The sequence below is a fragment of the Agromyces protaetiae genome (assembly GCF_030866785.1).
GTDB classification, from domain to species: Bacteria; Actinomycetota; Actinomycetes; order Actinomycetales; family Microbacteriaceae; genus Agromyces; species Agromyces silvae.
The window spans coordinates 2104225-2125230 of record NZ_CP133018.1 but is presented as its reverse complement, the minus strand read 5'-3'; the positions used below and the strand labels follow the sequence as shown (position 1 = coordinate 2125230).

The window sequence follows — 21006 nt, the reverse complement described above, 5'->3', positions numbered from 1 at the left end:
GACTGAGATCGCCGGGCGCTGACACGGCCGGGAGCTGACACATGGGCTGGAACAACCCCGAGATCCCCTGGTCCGAGCTCGAACGCAAGCTCTCCGACCGGCGCCGCCCAGACGGCCGGGGCGGCGGCGGCGCCAGCCTGGTCCCTGGAAGTGCCGGCCTCATCGCCGACGGCGGCGACAGCCCGGCGTGGAGCCGCAAACGCCACCCGTACCGGCCGTCGGAGGGACTCGAGACGCCGGCCGGCCCGGTCGTGCCGTATGCCGAGCTGCACGCGCACTCGGCGTTCAGCTTCCTCGACGGCGCCTCGACGCCCGAGCAGCTCGTCGAGGAGGCGCACCGGCTCGGACTCTCCGGGCTCGCGATCACCGACCACGACGGGTTCTATGGGCTGGTGCGCTTCGCCGAGGCCGCCGAGGCGTTCCCCTCCCTTGCGACCGTGTTCGGTGCCGAGCTCTCGCTCGGGCTCAGCGGGCCGCAGATGGGCGAGGCCGACCCCGAGGGCGACCACGTGCTCGTGCTCGCGCGCCGTGAAGAGGGCTATCACCGGCTGGCCGCGGCCATCACCGCCGGACAGCTCGCGGGTGGTGAGAAGGGCCGCCCGGTCTACGACCTCGAGGAGCTCGCGGCTCGTGCCGGCGGCGAGTGGGTGATCCCGACCGGGTGCCGCAAGGGCACGGTGCGCCGGGCGCTCGCGGAGGGCGGGCCGGATGCCGCGTGGCGCGAGCTCGACCGGCTGGTCGCGCTGTTCGGGCGGGACCAGGTCGTCGTCGAGCTCTTCGATCATGGGCACCCGGGCGACCAGCCGGCCAACGACGAACTGGCCGCGCTCGCGGCCCGCGCGGGGGTGCGCCTCATCGCCTCGAACGCCGTGCACTACGCGACCCCGCCCGAGCACCGGCTCGCGCACGCGCTCGCGGCCGTGCGAGCCAGGCGCAGCCTCGATGAGCTCGATGGCTGGCTGCCGGCCTCCGACGGCCTGCATCTGCGTTCGGGCGCCGAGATGGCCGCGCGCTTCGCGCGCTACCCGGGCGCGGTCGCGCACACCGTGACACTCGCCGAGGAGCTCGGGTTCACGCTGCGCAGCGCCCGGCCCAAGTTGCCGAGGCAGCAGGTGCCCGAGGGGCACACGCCCATGAGCTGGCTGCGCGAGCTCGTGTGGCGCGGCGCCGACGAGCTCTATCCGGGTGTGCCCGACGACGTGCGCGAGCGCCTGCAACAGGAGCTCGACGTCATCGAGCAGAAGGACTTCCCGGGCTATTTCCTGATCGTGTACGACCTCGTGCGCGAGGCCCGCAGCCGCGGCATCCTGTGTCAGGGCCGTGGCTCCGCCGCGAACTCGGCGGTCTGCTACGTGCTGCGGATCACCGCGGTCGACTCGATCTACTACCGGCTGCCGTTCGAGCGGTTCCTGTCCGCACTCCGCGACGAGGAGCCCGACATCGACGTCGACTTCGACTCCGACCGGCGCGAGGAGATCATCCAGTACGTCTACGCGAAGTACGGCCGGCAGAACGCCGCACAGGTCGCGAACGTGATCAGCTACCGGCCCAAGGTGGCGGTGCGCGACATGGCCAAGGCGCTCGGCTACTCGACCGGGCAGCAGGACGCGTGGTCGCGCCAGGTCGAACGCTGGGGGTCGGTCGTCGAGACCGACGACCACGACATCCCCGCCGAGGTCGTCGAGCTCGCCGAGCAGGTGCTCACCTTCCCGCGACATCTCGGCATCCACTCGGGCGGCATGGTGCTCACCGACCGGCCCGTGGGCGAGGTCGTGCCCATCGAACATGCCCGCATGGAGAACAGAACGGTCCTCCAGTGGGACAAGGACGACTGCGCGTGGATGGGGCTCGTGAAGTTCGACCTGCTCGGGCTCGGCATGCTCGCGGCGCTGCAGTACACGTTCGACCTCATCCGCGACACGACCAGTGAGGAGTGGGAGCTGGCGACCATCCCCAAGGAGGAGGCCGCGGTCTACGACATGCTGTGCCGTGCCGACTCGATCGGCGTGTTCCAGGTCGAGAGCCGCGCCCAGATGGGCACGCTCCCCCGGCTGAGGCCGCGCCGGTTCTACGACCTGGTCGTCGAGATCGCGCTCATCCGGCCCGGTCCGGTGCAGGGCGGCGCGGTGCATCCGTACATCCGGCGCCGCACGGGCGAAGAGCCCGTGACCTACCTGCACCCGAAGCTCGTGCCCGTGCTGGAGCGCACCCTCGGCGTGCCGCTGTTCCAGGAGCAGCTCATGCAGATGGCCGTGGCCGTGGGCAATTGCAGCGCGGCCGACGCCGACCTGCTGCGCCGGGCGATGGGCTCGAAGCGCGGCGTCGAGCGCATCGAGTCGCTCAAGGAGCGGCTCTACGCGGGCATGGCCGAGAACGGCATCGACGACGAGACCGCCGACACGATCTACGCGAAGATCCAGGCGTTCGCGAACTTCGGCTTCGCCGAGAGCCACTCGCTGAGCTTCGGGCTGCTCGTCTATGCGAGCTCGTGGCTGAAGCTGCACTACCCGGCGGCGTTCCTCGCTGCGCTGCTGCGCGCGCAGCCCATGGGCTTCTACTCGCCGCAGACGCTCACAGCCGACGCGAGACGGCACGGCGTCGAGGTGCGCCGGCCCGACATCCAGCTCTCGGGGGTCGATGCCTCGCTCGAGGCGCTCGCGCTGGGTGAAGCGGATGCCTCGGGCGGAGCATCCGGCTCGAATGGGCCGGGCGCCGGGGCAGCGGATGCCTCGGCCGAGGCATCCGCGCATCGCCGTCGCCTGCCCGGCCCGACCGGGCTCGACGGATGCACCGATCGCGTACAGCCGCCGGTGCCGGACTTCGAGCGCGACGCGCCCGACCGTTCGGCCGAGCACCGCCGCGACGGCGCCTACGCCGTGCGGCTCGGGCTCGCCGACGTGAGCTCGATCGGCACCGCGCTCGCCGAGCGCATCGTCGTCGAACGCGACCGGGGCGGGCCGTACCGCGACATGCCCGATGTCGCGCGCCGGGTCGGGCTCGAGACCGCCGAGCTCGAGGCGCTCTCGGCCGCGGGTGCGTTCGCGTCCTTCGGGCTCGACCGGCGCCGTGCGCTGTGGCTCGCGGGCGAGGCCGCACAGGACCGGCCCGAGTACCTGCCGGGCTCGGTCGTGGTCGTGCAGCCGCCGCTGCTCCCCCTGCTCACCGACACCGAGCAGGTCGTGTACGACCTGTGGGCGACGGGCATCTCGCCCGACGACCACCCCATCCGGCACATTCGCGACCGGCTCGACGAGCGGGGCGTGATCCGCGTCGACCGGCTGCGCGAGACCGAGTCGGGGCGGCGCATCGAGGTCGGCGGCGTGGTCACGCACCGGCAGCGGCCGGCGACCGCGTCGGGCATCACGTTCCTGAACGTCGAGGACGAGTCGGGGACCGTGAACATCATCGCGAGCGTCGGCGTGTGGAATCGGTACCGCCGGGTCGCGCGCGAGGCGCCGGCGATGATCGTGCGGGGCGTCCTCGAACGCAGCACGGACGGCGTCGTGAACGTCGTCGCCGACCGGTTCGAGTCGCTCACCGTGTCGGCGCCGCACCGCTCGCGCGACTTCCGTTAGCCTCGTCCGGTGCCCGCACCATTCGACTCAGGACCCGACCGTTACGGCAACGATGTGCTCTCGGGCGACTGGCGCGCTCGTGGCCGCAAGGTGATCCCCGAGGTGCCGGTGTCGCGCGATCTCGTGGTCGAGCTCGCGAGTGACGGGTTCTGCGGTGCGGTCGTCGGCGTCGAGCAGGGCAATGTCGTGCTCGAGGACCGGTTCGGCAGGCGCCGCCAGTTTCCGCTCGGGCACGGGTTCCTGATCGACGGCGAGGCCGTGCAGCTGGTGCGGCAGAAGCCCGCTGCGGCGCCCGCCGGGCGGCTGCGCACCGCATCGGGGTCGTTCGTGGCCGACGCCGCTCCCGCGAAGGTCGCGCTGCCGAGCCGGATCTTCGTCGAGGGCCGGCACGACGCCGAGCTCGTCGAGAAGATCTGGGGCGCCGATCTGCGTGTCGAAGGTGTCGTCGTCGAGTATCTCGAGGGCGTCGACAAGCTGCCCGACGTGCTCGCGGAGTTCCGGCCCGGGCGCGGGCGGCGCGCAGGCGTGCTCGTCGACCACCTCGTGCCCGGGTCGAAGGAACAGCGCATGGCCGACCAGGTCGCGCGCGGACCGCACGGCGCACACGTGCTCGTCGTGGGGCATCCGTTCATCGACGTCTGGCAGGGCGTGAAGCCCGCGCGCCTCGGCAAGGAGGCCTGGCCCGTGATCCCGCGCGGCACCGAGTGGAAGCACGGTGTCTGCGAGGCGTTCGGCTGGCCGCACGCCGAACAGGCCGACATCGCGCGCGCCTGGCAGCACATCCTCGGCCGCGTGCGCGGCTACGGCGACCTCGAGCCCGCACTGCTCGGCCGGGTCGAGGAGCTCATCGACTTCGTCACGGCGCCCGCGGGCTAGTGCCGCTCCGGGCCTTGTCAGCGCGCCGGACATTTGTATACTGCAATACATGACGAAGCTCACTGCACCCACCTGTTCACATACCCCCCGCCGGTCCCGGCGCCCCGCACTCGCCGTGGCCGCCGGAACGGTGCTCGTGCTTGGCGGCCTCGCGCAGGCCATGCCGGCCAACGCGGAGACGAATGGTCCGGACCCGGCCGACACCGCATCGGTCGACGTCGCGTTCGAGGGAACCACAGAAGACCGCGCCACCGTCACCTGGGACCAGGAATTGCACATGTGGGAGCTCTGGCAGCCGGTCGAGAAGCAGACCTGCCCCGACGGCATGTACCTCTCGCCGAAGCGCTACTACGACAGCTTGCGCGTCCCCACGGGCCTGGAGATCTCCCACGGCTGGAACTTCGACGCCGACATCTATCCGGTGCGGAAAGACGACAACATCTTCGGCGAGAAGATCGGCGTCGGGAGCGGGCTCAGCACGATCTCGACCCACGCCGGGCCCGCCCAGACCGTGACGTTCGTCATGCACTGCGTCCGCTGACGCGGCGCCTAGCCGATCGTGGTGCCGAAGGCGAGGCCGAGCACGTAGGTGACCGCGGCGGCGCCGAGGCCGATGGCCAGCTGGCGCAGGGCGCGCTTGAGCGGCGACGCACCCGAGAGGACGCCGACGGTGGCGCCGGTGATCAGGAGCGCCACGCTCACGAGGCTCGTGGCGAGCAGGATCGCACCGAGGCCGGTCATGCCGAAGATCCACGGCAGCACCGGAATCAGTGCGCCCGAGGCGAAGAACAGGAAGCTCGAGATCGCGGCCGAGAGGCCGGTGCCGACGGCTTCGTCGTCGTGCGCGAGCGCCGGAATCGCATCGGTCGAGACCGGTGCCGCGCCCGCGGCCTGCACGCGAGCGAGCACGAGCGCGGCCTGCTCCACCGCCTCGTCCTCCTCCATGCCGCGCGCCCGGTAGACGAGCGCGAGCTCGTTCGCGTCCAGATCGAGGTCGGAGAGCGACTCGCGCGCGACCGGATCAGGAGCGGATGCCTCGAGCAGCTCGCGTTGGGAGCGGACCGACACGTACTCCCCCGCGCCCATCGACAGCGCGCCCGCGAGCAGGCCCGCGAGGCCGGTGAAGAGCACGACGGGGGCAGGCACACCCGTCGCGCCGATGCCGAGTACGAGCGCGAGGTTCGACACGAGACCGTCGTTCGCGCCGAACACGGCCGCACGGAAGGTGCCGGCGAGCCGCCGGCGGCCGCGGGCCGCGAGCCCGCGCACGACCTCGCCGTGAATCCGCTCGTCGGCGGCCATGGCGGGCGTCGCGTACGGGTCGGTCGCGTACGGCGAACGCGCCTCGGCTCGCTGCGCGAGCGCGAGCACGAAGATCGAGCCGAAGCGTCGAGCCAGCGTCGCCAGCATCCGGGTGCGCAGGTCGGCGCGCGGCAGGCGGGAGTCGTCGCCACCGAGCAGCGTGAGCCAGTGCGCCTCGTGCCGCCCCTCGGCGGCGGCGAGCGCGAGCAGGATCTCACGCTCCTCGCCCTGCTTGCGCGCCGCGAGCTCGCGGTAGACGGCGCCCTCGGCTCGTTCATCGGCGAGGTACCGCCGCCATCTCGTGCGGTCGGCGTTCGTCGGCGTGGGGGTCGACGCGCGGTCGGTCATGCTGCCCTCTCGGTCCGTACGGGCGCACCGGGTTGCCACAGCGACGCCCGCCCCGTCACGTGCCGGCCGCGAACGGCCATCGCCACGATAGCGAGGCGCGGGTCACCCGCACCCGCTGCGGCGTGGCATTGGCAGCATTTCGGATCCCCGAACCGCGGAACGACGCAGGCGCGCGCGGACCACCCGCAGCATTTCGCGCCCCCGAAATCGCTGCCACGAGCAGGTGGACCCGCCTCCGCGCCAGTTCGGTCGCCTCCGCGCCATCACTGCTGGCGCAGCGCGACACGAAGTGGCGCGGAGGCGGAGGATCCGCGGCACCGCAGGCGAGCCGGGCGTCAGCCGATGAGCTGGTGCCAGCCGTCGCCGGTGGCGTACTCGAAGATGAGATTGGTCTCGGTGTGGGCGACCGCCGGATGCCCCGTGAGGTGCGTGAGCACGAACTCCCGCAGCTCGACGGCGTCACGTGCGGCCACATGCAGGAGGTAGTCGTCGGCGCCTGCCATGTGGAACACGCCGAGCACGCCCGGCAGATGGGGCACCACGTTGCGGAACGCGTCGATCTCCGAGCGGTCGTGCTTGACGAGCCGCACGGCGATGAGCGCCTGCAGCGACACCCCCACGGACGCGAGGTCGACGTCGATCTGGTACCCGCGGATGGTGCCGAGGCTCTGCAGCCGGCGGAGCCGGAGCGACACGGTCGACTCGGCGACGCCGATCTCCGCCGCGAGCGCCGCACCTGACGCGCGCGCGTTCGACGACAGCGCCGTGAGCAGTGCTCGGTCCACACGATCGAGCTCAGGGTGCTGCGCCACGGAAGATCGCCTCCATATCGGTGCCTCGGATACGTCGAATCCTCGCACCGCCGACACACGCGCGCAAAACGCCGCGGGCCTCAGCCCAGGTCGCGCCTCCCAGCATGCCCCCGCCTGCCGAGCGCTGCACCGGCGGCGAGCACGGCGCCCGCGAGCAGGGCCGCCGCCGCGACGGCGGTCGCCGGCACCGGCTCGACCCCGGTGGCCGGGATGGTTCGCGTGGCTGGCGAGGCCGGCACCGGCGCTGGTGGTGCCGGTGCCGCGACCGGCGGTGCCGCGACCGGCGGAGCTGCCCCGGGTGGTGGCGCCGCTGCGATCGTGATCACGATGTCGCGTGCGTTCGTGAGGGTTCCGTCGGTCACGTGCACCTCGCTGACGAACGTGCCCGCCTGGGTCGGCGTGCCCGAGAGGAGTCCGTCGGCGTCGAGCTGCAGACCCGGGACCATCAGATCCTGCCCCTGTATGGTCGGGTCGTTGCTGCCCACGAGCCTGAACTGATACGCGTAGGGCACGCCGACCGTGCCGGGCGGCGCACTGCCGATGAAGCCCGGCGGAACATACGGCCCGGGCCCCGGCTCCTGGTCGACCGGGCTCAGCCCGAACTGGAACGCGAGGTCGCCCTCGGCCTGCTGGCTGCCGAGCACCGCGAACCCGCCTCCGTAGTCCGCTCCCGGCGAGAACGTCACGGGGCACGCGTTCACGCCGTGGAGATCGACCACGATCGCGAACATCGTGTTCGGCAGGAGCGGGATGGGCGTGACCGGGGTCAGCGTCGTCAGTGCGGGCTCCGCAGGAACGGTGAACGACACGTCCTGCTCCACGAACGGCCGCAGGCCGCCCTCGATCCACCACCCGACCGAAACCGTCGCGGTGAGCGTCTCACCGGCCGGCGTGTCGGCCGCGGCGACCCAGAAGCCGTATGACGACAGGGCACCTGGCTCCTGCAGCGTGAACGACTGGCCGATGACGCCGCCGAGCTCGGGGCAGACGCCGGCGCCGGCCACCGGCGGGTTCTCGAGCACGGACTGCTCGGCCGCCAGGGCCGGCGAGCTCACGGCCAGGGCCGCGAACCCGGCCGGCGCCAGCCCGACCAGGACGACGCCGACCGCTGCCAGGCCGACCAGGGTGTGCGTTCCTCGTCGGCTTCGCATGACGGCCTCCTCGCGTCTGAGCACCGTGCCTCGAGGCACGCCCGCTCCACGAGATGTCAGTATACGAGCAAATCACGTGCACCGGAATACCGAGCAGCCCTCAGATTCGCAGACACCTCGCCGCGTCAGCGGCTCCCGAGCTTGCGCCTGAGGAACTCGATGCGGGCCTGCAGCTGCGTGACCGTGGCCTGCGCCACGGGCGGCCCGCCGCAGATGCGGCGCAGCTCACCGTGCACCTGCGAGTGCGGCTCACCCGTCTGCCTCGCCCAGAGCCCGACGAGGCTGTTCAACAGCGAACGCTGCTCCTTCAACGTGCGGTACAGCGCCACCGGCTCGGCCTGCCCGGGTTCGTCGACCGCGTGCTTGCGCCGATCGCTCGCACGGCGGGCCTGTCGCGCCTGCCGATGCCGCAGCAGCTCGCTGACCTGTTCCGGCTCGAGCAGCCCGGGGAGCCCGATGAAGTCGAACTCCTCGTCGCTGCCGGGCTCGGCGAGGGTGCCGAACTCCGTGCCGTCGTAGAGCACCCGGTCGAACGAGGCATCGGACGCGACCGCCTGCCAGGTGAACTCGCCGGCCTCGTCCGAGCCCTTCTCCTCGCGGTTCGCCGCCTCGAGCAACCCGTCGTCGAGCCCCGGGTCCTCGTCGCCCTCGCTGCGCCGGTCGAGCGCGTGGTCGCGCTCGCGCTCGAGCTCGCCCGCGAGCGCCATGAGCACCGGCACGTTCGGCAGGAAGACCGACGCCGTCTCGCCGCGGCGCCGTGCGCGCACGAAGCGGCCGATGGCCTGAGCGAAGAATAGCGGGGTCGCCGAGCTCGTCGCGTAGACCCCGACCGCGAGCCGCGGCACGTCGACGCCCTCGGACACCATGCGGACCGCGACCATCCACCGGCTGGTGCCGGCCGAGAACTCCTCGATGCGACCGCTCGCCTCGCTGTCGTCGGAGAGCACGACGGTGACCTTCTCGCCGCAGAGCCCCTCGAGGATCTCGGCGTAGGCCCGGGCGACGGTCTGGTCGGTCGCCAGCACGAGCCCGCCCGCGTCGGGGATCGACTGCCTGACCTCGGTCAGTCTGCGGTTCGCCGCCTGGAGCACGGCCGGGATCCACTCCCCGCTCGGCTCGAGGGCGGTCCGCCACGCCGAGCTCGTGATGTCTTTGGTGTTGTCCTCACCGAGCCGGGCCTCCATCTCGTCGCCGGCCTTCGTGCGCCAGCGCATGTGCCCCGCGTACACCATGAACAGCACCGGCCGGACGACGCCGTCGGCGAGGGCACGGCCGTAGCCGTAGTTGTAGTCGGTGCTCGAGACCCGGATGCCCTGGGCGTCGGGCTCGTAGTGCACGAACGGGATCGGCGCCGTGTCGCTGCGGAACGGCGTGCCGGTGAGCGAGAGCCGCTTCTCGGCGTGCTCGAACGCCTCGCGGATCGCGTCGCCCCAGGACAGCGTGTCGCCGCCGTGGTGCACCTCGTCGAGGATGACGAGCGTGCGACCGGACAGCGTGAGCTCGCGGTGCAGCGCGGGGCGCATGGCCACCTGCGCGTAGGTCACCGCGACGCCGTGGTAGTGCCGTGCCGACCGGCCGTGCGCATTGCGGAACCCGGGGTCGAGCCGGATGCCCGCACGCGCAGCCGCGTCGGCCCACTGCTTCTTCAGGTGGTCGGTGGGCGCGACGACCGTGATGCGGTCGACGACGCGCCGGTGCCGCAGCTCGGCGGCGATGCGCAGCGCGAACGTCGTCTTGCCGGCGCCGGGCGTCGCCGCGGCGAGAAAGTCGCGCGGCATCGCCTCGAGGTACTGCTCGAGCGCCTCGGCCTGCCAGGCGCGCAGCTTGTTGGCGGTACCCCAGGGTGCGCGATCCGGAAACGCGGGCGACAGGTGCTCGGCGGCCGACGTACCCGGCAGCTGGCCGGACCCCGGCAGCTGGCCGGACGGGATCGGGTTCGCACTGCTCACTGCCAGCACTGTAGTCGACGCCACCGACCACGCTCGCATCGGGTGTGCAGAATGGGAGGCATGGTCACTCAGCAGCACCCCTGGTCCCGCTACGTCGCCATCGGAGACTCCTTCACCGAGGGCATCGGCGACCCTGAGCCGAGCGTGCCCGGCGGCCATCGCGGGTGGGCCGACCGCGTCGCCGAGGTGCTCTCGCAGTCGAGCGACGACTTCGCCTATGCGAACCTCGCGGTCCGCGGCAAGCTCATCCAGCAGATCATCGACGAGCAGCTGGAGCCCGCGCTCGAGCTCCACCCCGACCTGATCACGATCTCGGCGGGCGGCAACGACGTGATCCGGCCGGGCACCGACCCCGACGAGATCTCCGCGCGCTTCGAGTACGCGATCGAGCGGCTCTCGCGGGACCGGGCGACGATCGTGATCTTCACCGGCGTCGATGTCGGCTTCTCACCGGTGTTCCGCGGCATCCGGGGCAAGGTCGCGATCTACAACGAGAACCTCCGCGCGATCGCCGCGAAGTTCGATTGCATCGTCGCCGACCAGTGGGCGCTGACCGACATCCAGGACCAGCGCTTCTGGGCGCCCGACCGGCTGCATCTGAACGCCCTCGGCCATCACACGGTGGCGCGCATGGTGCTCGACGCCCTCAACGTCGAGAACGACCTCGAGCCGATGAAGCCCGAACCGCTGCCCGGGACGACCTGGCGTCAGGCGCGCGAGGAGGACCTCGCGTGGGCGCGTGAGTACCTCGTGCCGTGGGTGCTCCGACGCATCCGCCACCAGTCGTCCGGCGATCGGATTCGAGCCAAGCGCCCCGCCGCCGGTCCGTACCGGGTGGCGACGGAGGACGCCGTCGACGGCGTCGGCGGCTCTCAGCCCGCCGGCTGAGTCGCGGCCAGCGCGCCCGGGTTCGTGAGGCGCCACCAGGCGCCGGGGTCGTCGATCGGCGCGTCGAGCTCGAGCGGGACCTCGATCGTCTGCGCGCCGGCACGGACGGTCGCGACGCCCACCTGAGCGCCCGCATCGGCGGTCGTGACCGGCTCGGCCTCGACCGAGACCTCGACGGGCGTGTCGCTCCAGACGACGACGGATGCTCCGTCGGCGGTCCGCGCGGATGCGACGTCGCCCCAGGCGGTCGAGTACCGCGCAAGGTCGACGCCGGCCTCGAGCGCCGTGACCTCGTGGAACCCCGGCGCGACGCTGTCGAGCAGCGCCGCGATCGCCTCGCGCAGCTGCGCGTGCGTGTCGGCGCCGAGCATCACCCCGACCACCGTCACGGTCGAGTCGCCGACCGCATAGTCGGCCGAGAAGAGCAGGTTCGCGGCGTCGTCGGTCGTGCCGGTCTTGATGCCGTCGACGCCGTGGCTGCCGAGCAGCTTGTTCGAGTTCTCGACGCGGCCGACGCCCGGCAGGTCGACGGCCTGCTGCGCGACGATGCCGGCGAGCGCCGGTTCGGTGAGCGCGAGCTGGCCGAGCCGCACGAGGTCGCCGGGGGTCGCGACGTTCGCGAGCGAGAGCCCGCTCGCGTCGGCGATCGTGGTCTCGGTGAACCCGTGCTCGGCGAGCCACGCGTTCGCGGCCTCGACGTACGCGCCCTCCGAGCCGAACGCCCAGTTCGCGATCGAGATCGCGTAGTTGTTGCCCGAGGGCAGCAGCATGGCCTCGAGGCTCTGGGTCAGGCTGAGCGAGGTGCCCGCGGCGACCGGTGCGACGGAGCCGTTCTGCGCCACCATGTCCCAGTAGATGTCGACGTCGGCGTCGGTGTAGGCGATCGCCGGGCCGCCCTCCCCTGCCGCGACCGGATGCGCGCCGAGGACGACGAGTGCGGTCACGACCTTGGCGATGCTCGCGATCGGCATGGGCGCCTGCGCCTCGCTCGCCGCGAGCACACCGTCGAAGCCGACCGCGCCGACCGCATACTCGCCGAACCCGGGCAGGGCGAGCGGCTGCGGTGGCTGCGCAACGGGCGCGGGGACGGTCGTCGCGGCCGCGACGGCGGGAACCGGGGTGCCCAGCGCGTTCGAGACGTACGTGACGCCACCGATCAGCAGCGCGAGGACGAGCGCGAGCGCGCCGAACACGACGAGTCGGCGTCGGCGGTACATGCGACGTCGTTCGGCGTCGGCTCCGCTGCCGCGATGGGCGGACCCGGACGAGTCTGGGCCTGCGGCGGTCGGAGCGGGAGCGATCTGGTGCGACATCACGAACGAGCCTAGATGTCGTCGCCGAGCGCGTAGAGCACGACCGCCGCGGTGGCCGCCACGTTGAGCGAGTCGACGCCGTGTGCCATGGGGATCGTCACGGTCAGGTCGGCCGCGTGCAGCGCATGCCGGCTGAGCCCGTCGCCCTCGGTGCCGAACACCAGCGCGAGTCGTTCGGGCGGGTCCGCGGCCAGCCGCCGCAGTGACACCGCGTCCTCGGCGAGGGCGAGCGCGGCGGTCGTGAACCCGTGCGCGGCGAACTGTGCCGCCGCCTCGTCCCACTCCCCGATGCGCGTCCACGGCACCTGGAACACCGTGCCCATGCTGACCTTCACGCTCCGCCGGTACAGCGGGTCGGCGCAGCGCGGGCTCACGAGCACCGCATCGGCCCCGAGCGCCGCGACGCTGCGGAAGATCGCACCCACGTTGGTGTGGTCGACGATGTCCTCAAGCACCACGACCCGGCGCGCGCCCTCGAGCAGTTCGGCCGGATCGGGCAACGCCGGGCGTTCGAAGGCCGCGAGCGCGCCGCGGTGCACGCGGTAGCCGGTGATGGCCTCGAGCTGCTCGGCATCGGCGAGATGCACCGGGATGTCGAACGGGGCGAGCACAGGCTCGAGCCCTGCGAGCCACTTCTCCTCCATGAGCACCGACCGCGGCCGGTGCCCGGCCCGGACCGCGCGCGCGATGACCTTGGCCGACTCGGCGATGTACAGTCCGCGTTCGGCCTCGGTGGCGGTTCGCAGCGAGACATCCGTCAGCGCCGCGTAGTCGGCGACCCGGTCGGATGCCGCGTCGGCGACTCGTTCGATGCGCATTCGGTGTCCTCCGGCGTCCAGCCTGCCAGGCGCGGAAACAATCCGGTAAACCGGCGCGTTTACACTCGACGGACAGGCGGAAGGAACGGCGTTGACGAACCTCGTCGCAGACGCCCTCGCGAGCGAGCAGCTCGACGAGGCGATCGCCCTCATGCGCGGCGCTCGGGTGGCGGTGCTGACCGGTGCCGGGGTGAGCACCGACTCGGGCATCCCCGACTACCGCGGCGAGGGCGCGCCGCGCCGGTCGCCGATGACCTTCCAGACCTTCCTGGCGTCCGAGCAGGCGCGGAAGCGCTACTGGGCGGGCAGCCATCTCGGCTGGCGCCATTTCGGCGCCGCGCAGCCCAACCCCGGCCACCGTGCGCTCGCCGAGCTGGAGGCCGCGGGCGTCGTATCCGGGCTCGTGACCCAGAACGTCGACGGACTGCACCGCCGCGCGGGCACGGCGCACGTCGTCGAGCTGCACGGCGCCATGGACCGGGTCGTGTGCCTCGCGTGCGGCCAGTACTACGCGCGGCAGGCGATCGCCGACCGGCTCGAGGCGCTGAATCCCGGCATCGATCTCCGGGAGGCGATCCGGCCGGCGCCCGACGGCGACGTCGAGGTCGACGACGTCGACGCCATGCGCATCCCCGACTGCACCGTGTGCGGCGGCACGCTGAAGCCCGACGTGGTGTTCTTCGGCGAGTTCGTGCCCGGTGAGACCTTCGAGTCCGCCAGGTCGATCGTGGCGGGCGCCGACGTGCTGCTCGTCGCCGGGTCCTCGCTCGTCGTGAACTCGGGGATCCGGCTGATCGAACAGGCGCGGCGGCGCCACCTCCCGATCATCGTGGTCAACCGCGGCGTCACCAAGGGCGACGGCCGCGCCGCGGTCAAGCTCGACGCGGGCACCAGCGAGACGCTCACCGCGATGGCGGCCGCGCTCGGCTGAGCCCGCCGCGAGCGGCGCACACCCCGGTCACGCCCGGCGCGCCGGGCGTGACGCTGCGGTCTCCCGGATGAGTTCGAGCAGGCGCTCGGCCGAGGCCGCCCAGGTGTAGGCGCTCGCGCGCTCGAGCGAAGTCGCCGAACGGCGCGTCCACTCCCCCGGTTCCTCGAGCCGGCCGAGCGCGCGGACGAGCGAATCGGCGTCGTCGCCGTCGAAGTAGAGCGCGGCGTCACCGCCGATCTCCCGGAAGATCGGCGTGTCGTTGACGACGACCGGCGTACCCACGCGCATCGCCTCGACGAGCGGGATGCCGAAGCCCTCGGCTCGGCTCGCGTGCACGAGCGCGGTGGCGTCGGCGAGCAGGTCGGCGTACGCCGCATCCGTGACACCGTCGTGGAAGACCAGCCGCGCCTCGGGGGCGAGGCGCGTCAATCGTGCGCGCTCCTCGGTGCTGATGCGGCTGAGCAGGTGGAGCTCGTGGTCGGGCAGCATGGCGGCCGCGCGCACAAGCGTGTCGACGTTCTTGTACGGCATGTACGAGCCCATGTACACGAGCCGGTTGCGCGACGGGCGCTCACGCGGCAGCGGCGGCACCGGCAGCTCGTCGGCGGCGTTCGGCACGACGGTGACCGGCCGCTTCGTCAGGTGGTGCTCGCGGATGAGCCCCGCCGTGGTCTCGGAGACGGTGACGACAGCGTCGGCGCGGTTCAGCAGCAGACGCTGCGGCCACCACGCGAGATGGTACAGCCGCCAGAGCAGCCGCACGGGCGCCGGAAGGTTGTGCGGCGGCGTGCGGTGTTCGTAGTAGATGAGGTCGTGGAGGGTCAGCAGCAGCGCATAGTCGCGACCCCAGGAGCCCATGGTCTGCATGGGCGAGAAGACCACGTCGGGCCGGAGCTTGCGCACCTGCCTAGCCACGAGCGGCTCGCGAATGCTCGTCGGCGACGTCGCGAGCTGCCACGGCAGGTCGGGAAGCAGCTCGAGCTGCCGGCGGTCGCTGATGAGCATGGTGAGCGGATGCCTCGCCCCGAGCTCCCGCACGATGCCCGCCGTGAACCGGCTGATGCCGTCGTGCTGCCCGATACGCGTGTAGCGGCAATCGACGACGAGCTTCACCGCGCAGCCTCCGCCCCGGGGGACTCCACACCGACGAACCCGCGGATGCACTCGGCAGCCTCGACAGGCTTCTCGTAATGGATCAAGTGCCCGACGCCTTCGATCTCGGCCAGCCGTGCATCGGGGAAGCGCCGAACCAGCGCTCGCTCCGCCTCGATCGGCGTGATGTCGTCTCGATCGGCGGCGACGAGCAGCGCCGGCACGGGGATGCCGGCGGCGTACTCGCTCACGTCGTGGCTCACCGAGGCGCGGAACGCCTCGAGCAGCGTGTCGCGGTCGGCGAACACCGAGAAGTAGCGGTCGTGCTGGTCATGGATGAACCGTCGGAGCGCCTTCTCTCGGGTCTTCGCCATCGTGATGCTCATGACGCGCACGATCGCCCGGTTCTTGAGCAGCGCGAACCCGGCGCGCGCCGGAAGCTTCGCGCTCGCCCAGTAGTAGAAGATCGCGAGTCGGGTCATGAGCCCCCGGGGACCCTCCAGGGCGGGCGCGCCGATCGGGTTCACGAGGACCAGCCGGTCGGGCCGGAGACCTGCAGCCACCGCGGCGGAGGCGATGATCGACCCGAACGAGTGGCCGAGCAGTGTGTACGGCGCGGAGATGCCGGTCGCTGCGATGAACGCAGCCAGCCAGGCGGCGTAGCCGTCGATGTCGTGCGCGCGATCGGCGAGCGGGGCGGAGCCACCGAAGCCCGGGAGGTCGGGAGACACGACACGGAATCCCGGCAGGCTCGCCACGACCGGCTCGAGCCCGTGGTGGTCGCCGCGGAAGCCGTGCACGAGGACCAGCACCGGCGCGGCCGAGTCGACCGGGTCGCCGTACTCCCACCACGCCGTCTCGGTGCCGAGCACCTGCGTGCGGTGCGCGCGCACCGGGATGCGCGCGAGATCGGCGGCGTACGGATTGCGGGTCATCGGGTCAAGTCTACGGTGGCGCCCTCCGCATTCCCGGCGTGCCTGGCCGCGCGGTGACGGTGGCCCCTCATACAGTGGCGGGCATGCAGGAGTCCACCGCCCTCTGGTCCGACGACGACTGGCCCGAGCTCGCGCCGGCAACGTCCGAGCGTCCCGACACGGTGCCCGCCGACGCTGTGCCGACCGACGCTGTGCCGACCGACGCTGTGCCGACCGGCTTCGACCGGCCGCTCGCGCTGGTCGCCGATGCGTCCGGTGCCAATGCGCCCGGTGCCGATGCGTCCGGTGCCAATGTGCCCGGTGCCAATGTGCCCGGTGCCAATGTGCACTGGGCCGACCGGCTCGCCGTGTTCGACCTCGAGACGACCGGGATCGACATCGATACCTGCCGCATCGTCACCGCGCATGTCGGCGTCATCGGGCGGTCCGGCGAGGTCCTCGAGCGGCGCGAATGGCTCGTCGACCCCGGAGTCGAGATCCCGACGGCGGCGTCGCTCATCCACGGCGTCACGACCGAGCGGGCGCGTGCCGAGGGCGCCCCGGCAGCGCAGGCGGTCGCGGAGATCATCGCGGCGCTCCACGATGCCGCGTGCCGTGGCCTGCCGATCGTCGCGTACAACGCCAGCTATGACCTGTCCGTGCTCGCACGCGAGGCCGAGCGTTACGGACACGACCCTTTGCCGGGCCCCGGACCGGTGATCGATCCGCTCGTGATCGACAAGGCCGTCGACCGGTACCGGCGTGGCAAGCGCACGCTCACGGCTGCGTGCGCGCACTACGGTGTCGAGCTGACCGACGCGCACGATGCCGGTGCCGACGCCGTCGCCGCGGGGCGGGTCGCGCAGGCGATCGTGCGGGCGTTCCCCGAGGTCGCGTCGGCCGCGATCGCCGACCTGCACGCCCGCCAGGTCGGCTGGTGCCGCGACCAGGCCGAGAGCTACCAGTCCTGGCGCCGCGCGAACGGCGAGCCCGAGTTCACCACGTCGGGCCTTTGGCCCGTCCGCTGACGCCGCACGTGACGCGTGCGACAGGACTCCCCGCCGAGGTGTGGTGAAACCACTACCGCTCGGCCGGCAGTACCTCGAGCATGATGGTCCGCTGCGCGCGCTCCGTGCCGTTCGCGAGCTGAACGGTCAACGGGTGCACGCCCTCGCTGCCGGCATGCACGGTGCCCTTCAGCAGCCCGGTCGAACTGAGGTCGAGGCTTCCGGACAGCCTGTCGACGCTGTACACCGTGGCCCCGAACGAAAGTCGGAGCTGCTGGTGCACCGCCTCGCCGACGCGGACCGGTAGCGGCGCGGAGATCCCCAGCGGTTCCGGGTTCACCTTGAGCGTGAACGTCCGCTGGGTGGCTGCCTGGCCGTTCTCGACATTCACGGTCACCGTGTGTGTGCCCGCGGTCCCCTCGGCGGGCGTGCCGGAGAGCAGTGCGTGCTCGCTCAGGGTCAGCCCATCTGGCAGGCCGCTCGTGTCGACGACCCTGGTCCCGGGGACCAGGTGCAACTGCTCGCTCGAGGACACGCCAACCGCCACCGGCTGCGGCGTGGAGATCTTCAGGGGCGTGGTCACCGCGAAGGCGGCGTCACTCGTGGCACCGATCGCCGTGACCTCGCTCGCGGCATCGGGCGCGACGGCGTGCTGGCCGTATGAATTGTTCCCCCATACGATCGGCTTGCCATCGACCAGAGCCATTGCGAAGTACTTCCCCGCCGCGATGCGGGTCACGCGACCAGACCTCGCCTCGGCCGGGATATTCGCCCGTCCATCGCCGACATCGCCCCAGACGATCACGGAGCCGTTCTTCAGGGCCATGCCCCAGCTGTTGCCGTCGGCGATGGCGGTCACACCGGATCTGGCCTCCACCGGCACGGCACGCACGCTCGGCTCGCTGCCCCACGCGGTGACCCAGCCGTTCTTGAGCGTCAACACGGTGCAGCCCCTGGCCGAGATGGCCTGGACGCCCGAACGCGCGTCATTGGGGATCTCGAGCGTGTTGCACGCACTCCCTCCCCACCCGATGACCTCACCGTTCTTGAGCGCGAAGGCGGCATCCTCTGCTGCCGCCACCGCGGTCACGCCCGACTTCACCGTGTCCGGGATGGGCAGCGCGAGGCTCCCGGCATCACCCCACCCGATCACGCCGCCGTCCTTCAGCGCAAAGCTCGTGAGGTTGCCTGCAGCGATCGCCAACACCCCGCTCTTCGCCGTCTCCGGCACGTCCGTCTGCTTTCGGTTGTTGCTCCCCCAAGCGAGCACCTCGCCGGCCGAGAGCGCGAGTCCGTGATAGGAGCCGCCGGCGAGCTGCTGGAAGCCCTGCGCTCGCCCGGCCGGCACGTCTAGCGTGCCCCGGCCCGGGTCGGGCCGGACGTTGTTCGACCCCCAGCCGACGATGAGTTCGGGAGTGCCGGCGTCGGCGCTCACCGGCCCGGCGCCGGCCGCGAGCAGCCCGACGGCGGTCGCTGCAGTGAGCACGAAGACGAGATGACGTGGAAGGCACCGACGTTTCATGTCTCTAGTATACCAAAATGCCGAACGCCGGTGAGATGCCACACCTCGGGAGAACGTCAAAAACCTCGGGAGAACGTCAAAAGGGCGGGCGACTCACGTCGCCCGCCCTTCCTTACGGCAGTGTCAGCCGCCGAAGCCCTTGAAGCGCTTGTTGAACTTCTCGACGCGACCGGCGGAGTCCATGATGCGCTGCTTGCCCGTGTAGAACGGGTGCGACTCGCTCGAGATCTCGACGTCGATGACGGGGTAGGTCACGCCGTCGAGCTCGATGGTCTTGTCGCTCGTGGTGGTCGAGCGCGTGAGGAACGTGGCGCCCGAGGCGAGGTCGCGGAAGACGACGGCGTTGTACTCGGGGTGGATGTCGGTCTTCATGAGGACTTCCTTGATCGATCGGTGCGGATGGGCGCCCTGCGCGACGCCAAGACGGCGCAGGAAAGCTGAAGCCTCTCGGGCCAGCTAGCAAGTCTAGCAGAAACCAGTGCGAAGGGACTCACGCGGCCGCGGCCCGGGCCGCGTAGCGGCCGTTCGCCTCGGTGAGCTCGATCGGCATGCTGAAGGTCTCGGTCAGCGTCTCCTCGGTGAGCGCCTCGGCGAGCGGGCCGGCCGACACGATCCGGCCGTGGTCGAGGAGCAGCGCGTGCGTGAAGCCCTGAGGGATCTCCTCGACATGGTGCGTCACCATGACGATCGCGGGCGACGAGGACGACGAGGCATACCCGCCCAGCAATCCGACGAGCTCTTCGCGGGCGCCGAGATCGAGGCTCGCGGCCGGCTCGTCGAGCAGCAGCAGCTCGGGGTCGGTCATGACCGACCGAGCGATCTGCACGCGCTTCTGCTCCCCGTCGGAGAGGCTGCCGAACCGGCGGTCGGCGAAGCCCTCGAGGCCCCACTCACCGAGCACGCGACGAGCGCGACGGAGGTCGACCTCCTCGTACTCCTCGTTCCAGCGGCCAGTCACCGAGTACGCCGCCGTGAGCACGGTGTCGACCACGGTCTCGGTCCGCGGGATGCGGCGCGCCATCGCGGTGGACGCGAAGCCGATCATGGGGCGGAGCTCGAAGACGTCGACCTTGCCGAGTGCCTCCTGGAGCACCTCGGCCGTGCCCTTCGTCGGGTGCATCGCGGCGGCGGCGATCTGCAGCAGCGTGGTCTTGCCCGCGCCGTTCGGCCCCAGAATGACCCAGCGTTGATCGGAGTCGACGGTCCAGTTCACCCCATCGAGGATCGTGTTGCCATCGCGGACCACCGACACATCGCGGAACTGCAGAACCGTGCTCGCCATGCGTTCAATGCTATGGGACGCCGCGCGGTCACCGCGCCAGGACGCCGCGGTACACCTCGAGCGTGCGCGCCGCGATCGCATCCCATGCGAACAGCTCCTCGGCGCGTCGCCGCCCGGCGGCCCCCATCTCGGCGGCGCGCGCAGGGTCGCTCACGACGCGCGTGAGTGCTTCGGCGAGGTCGGCGACGAAGCGCTCGGGATCGAGCGGGGTCCCCGTGCCGTCGTCGGCCTGCTCGATGGGGACGAGCACGCCGGTGACGCCATCCTCGACCACCTCGGGAATGCCGCCCGTCGCGGTACCGACGACGGCGGCGCCGCAGGCCATGGCCTCGAGGTTGACGATGCCGAGCGGCTCATAGACCGACGGGCAGACGAACGTCGTCGCAGCGGTCAGCAGCGCGGTGAGCTCGGCCCGAGGCAGATGGCGGTCGATCCAGACGACGCCCTCGCGCTCGGCGCGCAACTCGTCGACGAGCGCGGTCACTTCGGCCATGATCTCGGGCGTGTCCGGCGCACCGGCGCAGAGCACGAGCTGCACCTCGGCGGGCAGGCGGCGTGCCGCCCGCAACAGGTACGGCAGGCCCTTCTGCCGGGTGATGCGGCCGACGAACACGACCGACGGGCGCTCGGGGTCGACGCCCAGCGAGCGGACCGTGGCCGGGTCGTCGACGGGAACCCAGTCCGCGAGGTCGATGCCGTTGTAGACGACCTGCACGCGCGCGGGATCGATGGCCGGGTAGGCGCGCAGGATGTCTCTGCGCATGCCGTCACTCACGGCGATGACGGCGTCGGCGTCCTCGAACGCCGTGCGCTCGGCCCACGACGAGATGCGGTAGCCGCCGCCCAGCTGCTCGGCCTTCCACGGCCTGAGCGGCTCGAGGCTGTGCGCCGTGACCACGTGCGGGACCCCGTGCAGGCGCTTCGCGGTGAAACCGGCGAAGTTCGCGTACCACGTGTGCGAGTGCACGAGGTCGGCGCCCGAGACATCCGCCGCGATCTCGAGGTCGGTGCCGAGCGTCGCGATCGCCGCGTTCGCCCCGGCGAGGCCCGCGGGCGTCGCATACGCGAACGTGCCGGGCTCGCTGCGCGGAGCGCCGAAGCAGCGCACGGCGACGTCGATCTCGCGCCGGAGGGCGCGCACGAGCTCGGCGACGTGCACGCCGGCTCCGCCGTACACCTCCGGTGGATACTCACGGGTGAGGACGTCGACGCGCATGCTGTCAACG

The 21006-nt window shown here is 71.7% G+C and carries 18 protein-coding genes; 6 read left to right on the top strand and 12 right to left on the bottom strand.

Annotated features, from left to right (window positions below):
* The first annotated feature begins 41 nt into the window (after positions 1–41).
* The 3 genes from QU602_RS09840 to QU602_RS09830 are packed head-to-tail and all read left to right on the top strand — an operon-like array spanning position 42 to position 4992.
* The gene (locus QU602_RS09840) at positions 42–3575 is read left to right on the top strand and encodes an error-prone DNA polymerase (RefSeq protein ID WP_308796260.1); all 3534 of its coding nucleotides are present in this window, start codon (positions 42–44) and stop codon (positions 3573–3575) included.
* 9 nt (positions 3576–3584) lie between these two features.
* The gene (locus tag QU602_RS09835) at positions 3585–4451 is read left to right on the top strand and encodes a DUF3097 domain-containing protein (RefSeq protein WP_308796259.1); all 867 of its coding nucleotides are present in this window, start codon (positions 3585–3587) and stop codon (positions 4449–4451) included.
* 49 nt (positions 4452–4500) lie between these two features.
* The gene (locus tag QU602_RS09830) at positions 4501–4992 is read left to right on the top strand and encodes a hypothetical protein (RefSeq protein WP_308796257.1); all 492 of its coding nucleotides are present in this window, start codon (positions 4501–4503) and stop codon (positions 4990–4992) included.
* 8 nt (positions 4993–5000) lie between these two features.
* Here QU602_RS09830 and QU602_RS09825 read toward each other — a convergent pair whose 3' ends face one another.
* The 4 genes from QU602_RS09825 to QU602_RS09810 all read right to left on the bottom strand — a co-directional run bounded on the left by QU602_RS09825 (position 5001) and on the right by QU602_RS09810 (position 10052).
* Complete coding sequence (locus QU602_RS09825; protein WP_308796256.1) at positions 5001–6101, bottom strand: VIT1/CCC1 transporter family protein; 1101 nt, start codon at positions 6099–6101, stop codon at positions 5001–5003.
* A gap of 335 nt (positions 6102–6436) precedes the next feature.
* The gene (locus QU602_RS09820; protein WP_308796255.1) at positions 6437–6913 is read right to left on the bottom strand and encodes an Lrp/AsnC family transcriptional regulator; all 477 of its coding nucleotides are present in this window, start codon (positions 6911–6913) and stop codon (positions 6437–6439) included.
* Between the two features lie 80 nt (positions 6914–6993).
* The gene (locus tag QU602_RS09815) at positions 6994–8064 is read right to left on the bottom strand and encodes a hypothetical protein (RefSeq protein WP_308796254.1); all 1071 of its coding nucleotides are present in this window, start codon (positions 8062–8064) and stop codon (positions 6994–6996) included.
* Between the two features lie 125 nt (positions 8065–8189).
* Positions 8190–10052, bottom strand: a complete 1863-nt coding sequence (locus tag QU602_RS09810) for a DEAD/DEAH box helicase (protein WP_373692797.1) — start codon at positions 10050–10052, stop codon at positions 8190–8192.
* A 21-nt stretch (positions 10053–10073) separates the two neighbouring features.
* On the opposite strand from QU602_RS09810, the gene QU602_RS09805 reads away from it, so the two are divergent.
* On the top strand, positions 10074–10901 hold the full coding sequence (locus QU602_RS09805; protein ID WP_308796253.1) for an SGNH/GDSL hydrolase family protein: 828 nt from the start codon (positions 10074–10076) through the stop codon (positions 10899–10901).
* Here the strand turns inward: QU602_RS09805 and QU602_RS09800 are convergent.
* Together QU602_RS09800 and QU602_RS09795 are read right to left on the bottom strand one after the other, a co-directional pair.
* Positions 10886–12214 carry a D-alanyl-D-alanine carboxypeptidase family protein gene (locus QU602_RS09800; protein ID WP_308796252.1) on the bottom strand — a complete coding sequence of 443 codons (1329 nt, stop codon included), beginning with the start codon at positions 12212–12214 and terminating at the stop codon, positions 10886–10888. The two genes, QU602_RS09805 and QU602_RS09800, sit on opposite strands and share 16 nt — an antisense overlap.
* 11 nt (positions 12215–12225) lie before the next feature.
* Entirely contained in the window at positions 12226–13032 is an 807-nt protein-coding gene (locus tag QU602_RS09795; RefSeq protein WP_308796251.1) for a TrmH family RNA methyltransferase, read from the bottom strand.
* A 151-nt stretch (positions 13033–13183) separates the two neighbouring features.
* On the opposite strand from QU602_RS09795, the gene QU602_RS09790 reads away from it, so the two are divergent.
* Positions 13184–13963: an NAD-dependent protein deacetylase gene (locus QU602_RS09790; RefSeq protein WP_308800143.1), complete on the top strand. Its 780-nt coding sequence runs from the start codon at positions 13184–13186 to the stop codon at positions 13961–13963.
* Between the two features lie 27 nt (positions 13964–13990).
* Here the strand turns inward: QU602_RS09790 and QU602_RS09785 are convergent, their stop codons facing one another.
* Both QU602_RS09785 and QU602_RS09780 read right to left on the bottom strand, forming a co-directional pair.
* Positions 13991–15076, bottom strand: a complete 1086-nt coding sequence (locus tag QU602_RS09785; RefSeq protein WP_308796250.1) for a glycosyltransferase family 4 protein — start codon at positions 15074–15076, stop codon at positions 13991–13993.
* Complete coding sequence (locus QU602_RS09780; RefSeq protein ID WP_308796249.1) at positions 15073–15990, bottom strand: alpha/beta fold hydrolase; 918 nt, start codon at positions 15988–15990, stop codon at positions 15073–15075. The genes QU602_RS09785 and QU602_RS09780 overlap by 4 nt, the downstream gene beginning before the upstream one ends.
* 83 nt (positions 15991–16073) lie before the next feature.
* Here QU602_RS09780 and QU602_RS09775 point away from each other — a divergent pair, with 83 nt between their 5' ends.
* Complete coding sequence (locus tag QU602_RS09775) at positions 16074–16997, top strand: exonuclease domain-containing protein (protein ID WP_308796248.1); 924 nt, start codon at positions 16074–16076, stop codon at positions 16995–16997.
* Positions 16998–17049: 52 nt separating this feature from the next.
* Here QU602_RS09775 and QU602_RS09770 read toward each other — a convergent pair whose 3' ends face one another.
* The 4 genes from QU602_RS09770 to glgA all read right to left on the bottom strand — a co-directional run bounded on the left by QU602_RS09770 (position 17050) and on the right by glgA (position 20996).
* On the bottom strand, positions 17050–18498 hold the full coding sequence (locus QU602_RS09770; protein ID WP_308796246.1) for a putative Ig domain-containing protein: 1449 nt from the start codon (positions 18496–18498) through the stop codon (positions 17050–17052).
* Between the two features lie 123 nt (positions 18499–18621).
* Entirely contained in the window at positions 18622–18870 is a 249-nt protein-coding gene (locus QU602_RS09765) for a type B 50S ribosomal protein L31 (protein WP_308796245.1), read from the bottom strand.
* 118 nt (positions 18871–18988) lie between these two features.
* Complete coding sequence (locus tag QU602_RS09760; RefSeq protein WP_308796244.1) at positions 18989–19780, bottom strand: ABC transporter ATP-binding protein; 792 nt, start codon at positions 19778–19780, stop codon at positions 18989–18991.
* A 28-nt stretch (positions 19781–19808) separates the two neighbouring features.
* On the bottom strand, positions 19809–20996 hold the full coding sequence (gene glgA / locus QU602_RS09755) for a glycogen synthase (protein WP_308796243.1): 1188 nt from the start codon (positions 20994–20996) through the stop codon (positions 19809–19811).
* Between the last annotated feature and the right edge of the window lie 10 nt (positions 20997–21006).

What these genes read in the sequence shown, in the direction of transcription:
- QU602_RS09840 (WP_308796260.1), top strand. Translation starts at nt 42, where the DNA reads ATGGGCTGGAACAACCCCGAGATCCCCTGGTCCGAGCTCGAACGCAAG.
- QU602_RS09830 (WP_308796257.1), top strand. Translation starts at nt 4,501, where the DNA reads ATGACGAAGCTCACTGCACCCACCTGTTCACATACCCCCCGCCGGTCC.
- QU602_RS09825 (WP_308796256.1), bottom strand. Translation starts at nt 6,101, where the DNA reads ATGACCGACCGCGCGTCGACCCCCACGCCGACGAACGCCGACCGCACG.
- QU602_RS09815 (WP_308796254.1), bottom strand. Translation starts at nt 8,064, where the DNA reads ATGCGAAGCCGACGAGGAACGCACACCCTGGTCGGCCTGGCAGCGGTC.
- QU602_RS09810 (WP_373692797.1), bottom strand. Translation starts at nt 10,052, where the DNA reads ATGCGAGCGTGGTCGGTGGCGTCGACTACAGTGCTGGCAGTGAGCAGT.
- QU602_RS09805 (WP_308796253.1), top strand. Translation starts at nt 10,074, where the DNA reads ATGGTCACTCAGCAGCACCCCTGGTCCCGCTACGTCGCCATCGGAGAC.
- QU602_RS09800 (WP_308796252.1), bottom strand. Translation starts at nt 12,214, where the DNA reads ATGTCGCACCAGATCGCTCCCGCTCCGACCGCCGCAGGCCCAGACTCG.
- QU602_RS09795 (WP_308796251.1), bottom strand. Translation starts at nt 13,032, where the DNA reads ATGCGCATCGAACGAGTCGCCGACGCGGCATCCGACCGGGTCGCCGAC.
- QU602_RS09790 (WP_308800143.1), top strand. Translation starts at nt 13,184, where the DNA reads ATGCGCGGCGCTCGGGTGGCGGTGCTGACCGGTGCCGGGGTGAGCACC.
- QU602_RS09780 (WP_308796249.1), bottom strand. Translation starts at nt 15,990, where the DNA reads ATGACCCGCAATCCGTACGCCGCCGATCTCGCGCGCATCCCGGTGCGC.
- QU602_RS09775 (WP_308796248.1), top strand. Translation starts at nt 16,074, where the DNA reads ATGCAGGAGTCCACCGCCCTCTGGTCCGACGACGACTGGCCCGAGCTC.
- QU602_RS09770 (WP_308796246.1), bottom strand. Translation starts at nt 18,498, where the DNA reads ATGAAACGTCGGTGCCTTCCACGTCATCTCGTCTTCGTGCTCACTGCA.
- QU602_RS09765 (WP_308796245.1), bottom strand. Translation starts at nt 18,870, where the DNA reads ATGAAGACCGACATCCACCCCGAGTACAACGCCGTCGTCTTCCGCGAC.
- QU602_RS09760 (WP_308796244.1), bottom strand. Translation starts at nt 19,780, where the DNA reads ATGGCGAGCACGGTTCTGCAGTTCCGCGATGTGTCGGTGGTCCGCGAT.
- glgA (WP_308796243.1), bottom strand. Translation starts at nt 20,996, where the DNA reads ATGCGCGTCGACGTCCTCACCCGTGAGTATCCACCGGAGGTGTACGGC.